Origin of the sequence: Actinomadura sp. HBU206391 (genome assembly GCF_014323665.1) — a bacterium.
Taxonomy (GTDB): Bacteria; Actinomycetota; Actinomycetes; order Streptosporangiales; family Streptosporangiaceae; genus Actinomadura_C.
This window is the reverse complement of sequence record NZ_JABVEB010000224.1, coordinates 1-8,552: the sequence shown is the minus strand read 5'-3', so window position 1 is coordinate 8,552 and position 8,552 is coordinate 1. Positions and strand designations below refer to the sequence as shown.

At 70.4% G+C, this 8,552-nt stretch carries 11 protein-coding genes; 5 read left to right on the top strand and 6 right to left on the bottom strand.

The window, feature by feature from the left end:
• Nucleotides 1–330: 330 nt before the first annotated feature.
• Entirely contained in the window at nt 331–798 is a 468-nt protein-coding gene (locus HKK72_RS31990) for a YbaK/EbsC family protein (RefSeq protein ID WP_187238167.1), read from the bottom strand.
• 104 nt (nt 799–902) lie between these two features.
• Between HKK72_RS31990 and HKK72_RS31985 the strand changes: the two genes are divergently transcribed.
• Nucleotides 903–1,763 carry a L,D-transpeptidase family protein gene (locus HKK72_RS31985; RefSeq protein ID WP_187238166.1) on the top strand — a complete coding sequence of 287 codons (861 nt, stop codon included), beginning with the start codon at nt 903–905 and terminating at the stop codon, nt 1,761–1,763.
• 415 nt (nt 1,764–2,178) lie between these two features.
• Entirely contained in the window at nt 2,179–2,631 is a 453-nt protein-coding gene (locus tag HKK72_RS31980) for an SAV_6107 family HEPN domain-containing protein (RefSeq protein WP_187238165.1), read from the top strand.
• 29 nt (nt 2,632–2,660) lie between these two features.
• Here the strand turns inward: HKK72_RS31980 and HKK72_RS41670 are convergent, their stop codons facing one another.
• The 5 genes from HKK72_RS41670 to HKK72_RS31960 form a co-directional block, all read right to left on the bottom strand.
• Nucleotides 2,661–3,182, bottom strand: coding sequence for a hypothetical protein (locus tag HKK72_RS41670; protein ID WP_315987559.1), 522 nt, complete (start codon nt 3,180–3,182; stop codon nt 2,661–2,663).
• On the bottom strand, nt 3,179–3,523 hold the full coding sequence (locus HKK72_RS41665) for a helix-turn-helix domain-containing protein (protein ID WP_261987409.1): 345 nt from the start codon (nt 3,521–3,523) through the stop codon (nt 3,179–3,181). The genes HKK72_RS41670 and HKK72_RS41665 overlap by 4 nt, the downstream gene beginning before the upstream one ends.
• Nucleotides 3,524–3,725: 202 nt before the next feature.
• The gene (locus HKK72_RS31970; RefSeq protein WP_187238164.1) at nt 3,726–3,920 is read right to left on the bottom strand and encodes a DUF5999 family protein; all 195 of its coding nucleotides are present in this window, start codon (nt 3,918–3,920) and stop codon (nt 3,726–3,728) included.
• Nucleotides 3,921–3,996: 76 nt separating this feature from the next.
• Nucleotides 3,997–4,698 carry an SDR family NAD(P)-dependent oxidoreductase gene (locus tag HKK72_RS31965; protein ID WP_187238163.1) on the bottom strand — a complete coding sequence of 234 codons (702 nt, stop codon included), beginning with the start codon at nt 4,696–4,698 and terminating at the stop codon, nt 3,997–3,999.
• Nucleotides 4,699–4,891: 193 nt separating this feature from the next.
• On the bottom strand, nt 4,892–5,386 hold the full coding sequence (locus HKK72_RS31960) for a transcriptional regulator (RefSeq protein ID WP_187238162.1): 495 nt from the start codon (nt 5,384–5,386) through the stop codon (nt 4,892–4,894).
• Nucleotides 5,387–5,874: 488 nt separating this feature from the next.
• Here HKK72_RS31960 and pyrR point away from each other — a divergent pair, with 488 nt between their 5' ends.
• The 3 genes from pyrR to HKK72_RS31945 all read left to right on the top strand — a co-directional run.
• Nucleotides 5,875–6,474 carry a bifunctional pyr operon transcriptional regulator/uracil phosphoribosyltransferase PyrR gene (gene pyrR / locus HKK72_RS31955; protein ID WP_187238168.1) on the top strand — a complete coding sequence of 200 codons (600 nt, stop codon included), beginning with the start codon at nt 5,875–5,877 and terminating at the stop codon, nt 6,472–6,474.
• Nucleotides 6,471–7,466 carry an aspartate carbamoyltransferase catalytic subunit gene (locus HKK72_RS31950; RefSeq protein WP_187238161.1) on the top strand — a complete coding sequence of 332 codons (996 nt, stop codon included), beginning with the start codon at nt 6,471–6,473 and terminating at the stop codon, nt 7,464–7,466. Before pyrR ends, HKK72_RS31950 begins: the two co-directional genes overlap by 4 nt.
• Nucleotides 7,466–8,552: dihydroorotase (locus HKK72_RS31945; RefSeq protein ID WP_187238160.1), on the top strand; the 1,087-nt coding region annotated here is incomplete at its 3' end. The genes HKK72_RS31950 and HKK72_RS31945, both read left to right, overlap by 1 nt.

The window sequence follows — 8,552 nt, the reverse complement described above, 5'->3', positions numbered from 1 at the left end:
GACCTGCTTGATGAGCTCGCCGAGCGCGTCCGGGTCGATGCCGCGGAAGTTCGGGTCGCGCCGTGCCACGGCCCGCATGCCGCCGTTCCCGCCCATCGCTGCTCCGGAGGTCGCCTGACGGGGATCGACGGGAGTTCCGAGCGTTCGGAGCCGTCTCGACCGCCCGGCCGCCGGTCCTCCCGATTCACGTGTGTATCACGGGCCGCCGGTGACTGTCTGTACGGATGGCATGCCGGGGGCGGTGGCCGAGTGTCCGTCATCGGCCACGCCGACATGGGGGCACGCCGCCCACCGGCCGGTACGCCTGGCTCGCCCGGGTGGGAGGCGTGGTCAGGCGCCCACGTCCGCAGGGCCTCCACCGGTGATGCGCAGCAGCTCGCCGTAGGACGTGGGGAAGACCGTGTGCGGGTGCCCGGCGGCGGCCCACACGACGTCGTGGTCGTCCAGCCAGATGTCGACGAGAGTGCGGAGCGGCGCCGGGTGCCCGACCGGGGCGACACCGCCGATCGGCTGCCCGGTGGCCGCTCGCACGAACTCCGGGGCGGCCCGCATCACCTTGTCCGCGGCCACGATCCGGGCGACCTTCCCGGTGTCGACCCGGTGCGCGCCGCTGGTGAGCACGAGCAGCGGCGCGCCGTCGGCCGAGAAGATCAGGCTGTTGGCGATCGCGCCCACCTCGCAGCCCAGTTGGGCCGCCGCGGCGGCCGCGGTCGGGGCCGGCTCCGGCAGCTCCCTGACCTGGCCCGCGACCTCGCTGGCCTGCAGGAACGTGGCAACGTGCACGGCATTTGCATGCATCAAAGCCCCTTAGAGTTAAACATACGGTAACGAAACCCTCCGGCACGGTGATCGCCGAAGGGGAGGCCCGGGGTACGCGGCCGCCAGGCGCTGAAGGGATGGCGATGAGCATAGGGGTAAGGCTCGCAGGGGTGTTGTTGGCGGGTGGGGCGGTGCTCATCGTCGGCTGCGCCCAGACCGGGACGGCCGAGAGCGCCGGGAGAAGTGTCTCGCCGGGCGCCACGTCTCCGGCGCCCACGCCGCCGATCATGAGCGCCACCGCGGTGAGCCCGTCCGCCGGCGCGGCCCCGGACGGCGCTTCGGCCGCCCCGGCCACGCCGGAACCGGCGCCGGTCACGCGGCGGCCGACCCTCCGGTTCGGCGCGCACAACGATGACGTCAAGGCGCTGCAGGAGAAACTGCGGGGGTTGCACTACGACCCGGGGGCGGCCGACGGGAAGTACGGGCAGACCACGCAACTCGCCCTGTTCGCCTTCCAGAAGGTCAACCGCCTCAAGCCCAACGGCACCGTGGGCGAGTCGGTGTGGAAGGCGCTCGACGCGCCCAGAACGCCCACGCCGCTGGTGCGCGGCGGGAAGGACGAGCGGGTCGAGATCGACCTGGGCCGGCAGCTGCTCTACGTCTACCGCGACGGTGAACTGGCGCTGATCTCGCACACCTCCTCTGGCGGCGGCTACAAGTTCTGCACGACCGACCCGGGCGCGACCACGCAGCGATGCCGGTACGCCGTCACCCCGACCGGTGACTTCAACACCGGCCGCCGGGTCGCAGGCTGGGACAAGGGCCCGCTCGGCAGCCTCTACAAGCCGGTGTACTTCAACGGGGGCATCGCGGTGCACGGTTATCCGTCCGTGCCGCTCACGCCGGTCTCGCACGGTTGCGTGCGGGTGCCCATGCACACCGCCGACGTCTTTCAGACGCTCGTCGGCACCGGCGTTCCCGTCCACGTGCGCGGGAAAGCCTGAGACGCGGGGGGCGCGCCGGGGCGGACCGCTCTCGGCGCGCCCCGGCGACGGCGCCTCTCGGAACCGCTCCCGTGTTTACCGGGAGCGGTTTTGTCGTACCCGGCTGATCTAATGAATCTGCGTCGGTGACCTGGGCCGACTCCATTTGTGATCAGTCTTGTGATCACGATTGTGATCGGCCTGGAGACGCGAGTTCGAACGTATTGACGATTCATGGTCAGCGCGATTTACTGTATATGCCTCGAACCTGTGTTCGAGGTGGTGCGGGACTCGCGGACCGTACCCGGGTGCCGGTCGGGCGGAGTGAGGGGAAGCTCTTCGCCCGACCCCCCTCGGCGGGCCGCGGGATCGGCGCCGTGGTGGGCCTCCGTGTCATCAGGACACAGGGGCGCCGCCGGCCGGAAGGAGGCATTCAATGTCCACATCGACGACCGTGCGACGACTCCCCACCCGCCGAGTCGCCCAGTCCGCGGTGACGCAGCTCCGTTCCTCTCGTCAGGGGCTCGCGGACGCCGCCGAGGCGACCTCACCGCACGTCCGTTACGTGTGCGCGCATCTCGCCGCGCTGCGTGCGGCGGCGGCCGTGCTCGCCACGCGCGAGCCGCTGGACGCACGTCGCAGGGGGCGTCCGCGCAGCGTGTGGGTGCTGCTTCCGGACGCCGACCCCGCGCTCAGCGAATGGGCCGCGTTCTTCGCCGCCGGGGCGGACAAGCGGGCCGCCGCGGAGGCGGGGCTGCCGCGCGCGGTGACGATGCGTGAGGCCGACGAGTTGCTGCACGACGCCGAGATCTTCGTCTCGCTCGTCGAGGAGACGCTGGGCATTCCCAGTCAGCCGACGCTGCCGCTCCCCGACTCCAGGGCCAGCTGAGGCGGGGCCACCGGCGCCGGTCTCCGTCTTCAGCCCGCGTCCACGAGCCGGAGACCGGCCATCAGCTTGTTGAGATTGGCCCGTGTGGAGGTGCCGGGTTTCGGGTTGAACAGGAACAGCCGGTCGCCGGGGCGGTCGGCGAGCGGCAATGCGGTGAACTCGAAGGCCATTTCCCCGACGTCGGAATTGAGGATGGTCTTGACGCCGTGAGGGTTGTCACGCACGTCGTGACGGCGCCACAGCTCGGCGAACACGGGGCTGGCCGCGCTCAGTTTCGTGGCGAGGCGCTCGAAGCGCGGATCGTCCGGGAAGCGCGCGGCGTCGGCGCGGAACTCGGCGACGAGATCAGGTGCCTTCTCCGCCCAGGAGCCGATCACGGAGCGGTAACGGGTGCTGGTGAAGAACGTGACCAGGCAGTTGCGGTCGTTCTCGCCGTAGCCGAACACCACCCGCGCGGCGTCGTTCAGGACCTCGAAGTTCCAGTGCCGGTCGAGGACGAAGGCGGGCCGGGGCATCCAGCCGTCCAGGACCCGCCGCAGTTCGGGCGTCACCGCCACATCCGCGGGAGCGGGCAGCTCGGGCGGGTTGAGGCCGGCCAGCAGGTAGAGGTGCCGTCGCTCCGACTCGCCGAGCAGCAGGCCCGGCTGATGGCGTCCAGCACGCTGCCGGAGACGTTGATCTCGCGCCCCTGCTCCAGCCAGGTGTACCAGGAGAGCCCGACCCCGGCGAGAACGGCGACCTCTTCGCGCCGCAACCCGGGTGTCCGGCGGCGTCCCGCGTCGGGCATCCCCACATCCGCCGGCGACAACCGTGCCCGCCGTGTCATGAGAAAGTCGCGCAGTTCGTCGCGGCGATGTCCGCGCACCTGCATCGGCTGATTTAAAGCAGCCATGAAGCGGAGTATATCGACATGTCCGTAACGCGCTGTCAGTCGATATACCCTCGGCGTCAGCGGGACGTTCATCCGGATCAGTACGGCAGTGTGCGCCCCGAAGGCGTGCGCAGGTCGGGGTCGGCGCCGTGCCGTAGGTCCGGCCGCGGGATCTTGACGCGGATCTGGCGCATTTCGGGATCTCCCTTTCTTGACGCGCGTCTCAGGCGGCGATCGCCATCAGGTCGGCCCGGTGGTCGACGACGCGACCGTCGGGGAGCAGCTCGCCGGCGTCGTCGAAGACGATGACGCCGTTGCACAGCAGGCTCCAGCCCTGTTCGGGATGGAAGGCGACGACACGGGCGGCCGTCCGGCCGCGAGCGGTCGACGTCGGACATGAGGGACAGTGCGAGCACATGGTGTTTCACCTTCCTTCGGCTGCTCGTCCTCTGCGGACGGCCGCGGCCGCGCCTCGGCCGACCGCCTTCGCGCGGTCACGCGGCCGTGGCGCCGATCAGCCCGCCGTCGACGACCAGATCCTGACCGGTGATGTGCGAGGCCTCGGCGGACGCGAGGAAGGCGACCGCGTCGGCGATCGCCACATCCTCTACGGTGGGCGTGTCGACAGGGCGGACCGCGGCGTCGATGAATCCGGGACTGACGGAGTTGACCCTGATGCCGTGATCGGCGAGATCGACGGCCAGGGTCTTTGCCAGGCTGCGCACCGCGGCCGTGGTGGCCGAGTGCAGTGGACTGAGGTGAAGGCCCCGGTAGAGCGCCGAGGAGGCGTTGATCACGACCGTGCCCCCGCGGATGAGGGGGAGAGCCTTCTGGATCGTGAAGAACACGCCCTTGAAACTGACGTCGACCATGTGGTCGAACTCGTCCTCGGTGATCTCGTAGCTCCGTTTGAAGCCGCCGCCGCCGGAATTGGTGAAGACGATGTCCAGCCGGCCGAAACGTTCGTCGATCCGGCGGATCAGCTCATCGAGGTCGGTGAGGCGCGTGCAGTCGGCGCGGACCGCCAGCACGCGGTCCTCGGCGCCCAGGTCGGCCGCCGCCTGGTCGAGCGGCGCCCGGTCGGGCCCGGCGAGGGCGACGCGTGCGCCTTCGCCGAGGAAGCGTCGTGCGGTCGCCAGGCTGATGCCACTGGCACCGCCGGTGATCAGTGCGGTCTTGTTGGCATATCTAGTCATGTGTCCATCGTGCGGGCGCCGCACGAGGGTAACCAGTTGCCGTTGACCCTGGGCCTGCCGCTACCACCCTGGAACCGGGAGGTCGCCGGCGGGCGGCTCACGCCCTGGGCCTCCGGCAGGCTTGCGGGCCGTGGGCCTGCGGTCGCCTCCGAAAGGCGCGACCGCAAGACCACGGCTCGGCGGTGATCGCCGGTCAGAGAGATTCGACGGCGCGGCGTGCCTCGGCGTCGAGAATTCCCCAGTTGATCAGTTCCTCGGTCAGTTCGGCCGGGGACTTGTCATAGATCACGGCAAGCGACCGAAGGTCTTCCTGCCGAATGGACAGTACCTTTCCGTTGTAGTCGCCCCGCTGGCTTTGAATCGTCGCGGCGTAGCGGGCGAGTGGACCGGCCTTGTCCTTCGGAAGCTGCTGCAGTCGCTCGAGATCGATGACGAGCTTCGGCGTTGGGCCGAGCGGGCTCGGCGAGGCGCCGCCGGGCAACAACTCGGATACCGGCACGCCGTAGAACTCGGCGAGCTCGGCCAGCTTCTGAACGGTGACGGCGCGGTCGCCCCGCTCGTACGAACCCACGACGACTGCCTTCCAGCGGCCACGGGACTTCTCCTCCACACCGTGCAGGGACAACCCCTGCTGGGTGCGAATGGCGCGAAGCCTCGCGCCGAGAGCCTTTGCGTATTCAGACGGCATCTTTGCGGCCCCCCAGGCTCACTTTGTCGTCGTTGTCGGGCCCCAGGAAGCGGACCAGGGAGTGTTCCACCACTCCGGCCTCCCCGGGAGGCGTGCGCCTTGGGAGCAGCGGCCGGTCCTGCCGGGGGATCCATCTCCTGGGATGGTTACGGACAGTGACGGTAAAACGGTGACGCTCATAGGTCAAGCCGATTGGAAAAAAGTGATCGAACCGGTCGAGGGCGGTCGCGAGGGTCCGCACCCGGCCAGACGAGTCCCGGGCCCGCAGCGCAAGGGCTCCGGCGATCGCGCGCGGGCCCGCCGGAGGAACCCGATGTGACCCCTCTCACCTGCCAAGACTCCCATCACTCCGCGTGCGGGGCAAAGGCGCGAGGCTGCTACCGTGAGGGGACCGACGTCCTTTAAGACCCGTCCCGTGAGGCGGGAAAGGAGTTCCTGTGGTGAATGCTGCCCCGCAGCCGGCAGAGACGGGCCATGCGCCCGGCGACGTGCCGGGCGACGGAGGGCACGGGCACAAGTCCGTCCTCGAGGCCCCCGACATACGACGCGCGCTCACCCGCATCGCACATGAGATCCTCGAGCGCACCAAGGGCGGCGCGGACGTCGTCCTGCTCGGCGTCCAGACCCGCGGCGTGACGCTCGCCCGCCGGCTGGCCGAGCGCATCGGGGAGGTCGAGGGCACGCCCGTCCCGTGCGGCTCTCTCGACGTCACGATGTACCGCGACGATCTCCGGCTGAAACCCGCCCGCGCGCTCGGCAGGACCGAGCTACCCGCCGGAGGGATCGACGGCCGCGTGGTCGTGCTCGTCGACGACGTGCTGTTCTCCGGCCGTACCGTCCGCGCCGCCCTCGACGCGCTGAGCGATCTCGGCCGCCCCCGCGCGGTGCAACTGGCGATCCTGGTCGATCGCGGTCACCGCGAGCTGCCGATCAGAGCCGACTACGTGGGCAAGAACCTGCCCACCTCGATCCGCGAGAACGTCAAGGTGCTGCTCGCCGAGGTCGACGGGCGGGACGCCGTCCTGCTGGCCCCGGCCACCGGCATCGGGCCGCGGCACGGCGGCGGCGTGCGTACGGAGGTCAAATGAAGCGCCATCTCCTCTCGGCCGCGGACCTCGACAAGGATGACGCTCTGCTCATCCTCGACACCGCCGAGGAGCTCGCCCAGGTCGCCGGCCGTTCGATCAAGAAGCTGCCCACGCTGCGTGGCCGGACCGTCGTCAACCTCTTCTTCGAGGACTCGACCCGCACCCGCATCTCGTTCGAGGCGGCGGCCAAACGGCTGTCCGCGGACGTGATCAACTTCTCCGCCAAGGGCTCCAGCGTCTCCAAGGGAGAGAGTCTCAAGGACACCGCCCTCACGCTCGAGGCCATGGGCGCCGATGGGGTGGTCGTCAGGCACAACGCCTCAGGCGCTCCCCACCGGCTCGCCAACTGGGTGCACGGCAGCGTCCTCAACGCCGGTGACGGCACCCACGAGCACCCGACGCAGGCGCTGCTCGACGCCTTCTCCATGCGCCGCCGCCTCGGCAACCTCGAGGGCCGCAGGGTCAGCATCGTCGGCGACATCCTGCACAGCCGGGTGGCCCGCTCGAACGTGCTCCTGCTGCACACCCTGGGCGCCGAGGTGACCGTCGTGGCGCCCCCGACCCTGGTGCCTGTGGCCGTCGACGCCTGGCCGTGCGAGGTGTCGTACGACCTGGACGCCGTGATCCCCAAGAGCGACGTCGTCATGATGCTGCGCGTTCAGCAGGAACGCATGAACGCCGCCTACTTCCCGACGGTGCGCGAGTACAGCCGCCGGTACGGGCTGAACGGCGAACGCATGGCACGGATGCCCGAGGACTCCATCGTCATGCACCCCGGCCCGATGAACCGCGGCATCGAGATCGCGGCCGAGGTGGCCGACTCGCAGCGGTCCACCATCGTCGAGCAGGTCGCCAACGGCGTGACCGTGCGCATGGCCGTTCTCTACCTGCTGCTCGGCGGCTCCGAACCGGCAATCGGCAGCGCCGCCACCGTTCCGGGTTCCGTGTCGGGCCCGGTTCCGAGTGCCGCGACCACGGAGAGGGACGCCTGATGCCGACCTACGTGCTGAAAGGGGTGCGGATCCTCGGTGGTACACCCGGGGATCTGCTGATCCGCGACGGCGTCATCGCCGAGGTCGGATCGGGCATCGACCCGGCGGGCGCCGAGATGATCGACGCCGACGGCCTCATCGCGCTGCCCGGCCTGGTCGACCTGCACACCCATCTGCGCGAACCGGGCCGCGAGGACGCCGAGACGGTCGAGAGCGGCACCCTGGCCGCGGCCCTTGGCGGCTACACGGCCGTGCACGCGATGGCCAACACCGAGCCGGTGGCCGACACCGCCGGGGTGGTCGAGCAGGTGTGGCGGCTGGGCCGCGAGGCCGGCCACTGCGACGTCCATCCGGTCGGCGCCGTCACGCGCGGCATCGAGGGCACGCAGCTCGCCGAGCTGGGCGCGATGGCCGACTCGGCCGCGCGGGTCCGGGTCTTCTCCGACGACGGCAACTGCGTGTCGGACGCGGTGCTGATGCGCCGTGCGCTGGAGTACGTGAAGGCCTTCGACGGGGTGGTCGCGCAGCACGCCCAGGAGCCGCGCCTGACCGAGGGCGCGCAGATGAACGAGGGCGTGATGTCGGCCCAGCTCGGCCTGCGCGGCTGGCCGGCGGTGGCCGAGGAGGCGATCATCGCCCGCGACTGCCTGCTCGCCGCCCACGTCGGCTCCCGGCTGCACGTGTGCCACGTCTCCACGGCCGGTTCGGTCGAGATCATCCGCTGGGCCAAGACCAAGGGCTGGCAGGTCACCGCCGAGGTGACTCCGCACCACCTGCTCCTCACCGACGACCGCGCGCGTTCCTACGATCCGATCTTCAAGGTCAACCCGCCCCTGCGGACGGACGAGGACGTGGCGGCGCTGCGCCGGGCGCTGGCCGACGGCACCATCGACTGCATCGCCACCGATCACGCACCGCACCCGATCGAGGCCAAGGAGACCGAGTGGGCCGCCGCGTCGATGGGGATGATCGGCCTGGAGACCGCCCTGCCGGTCGTGCAGGAGGCGATGGTCGACACGGGGCTGCTGGACTGGGCCGGCGTCGCCGACCGCATGTCGTGGCGGCCGGCGCGCATCGGCCGCCTTC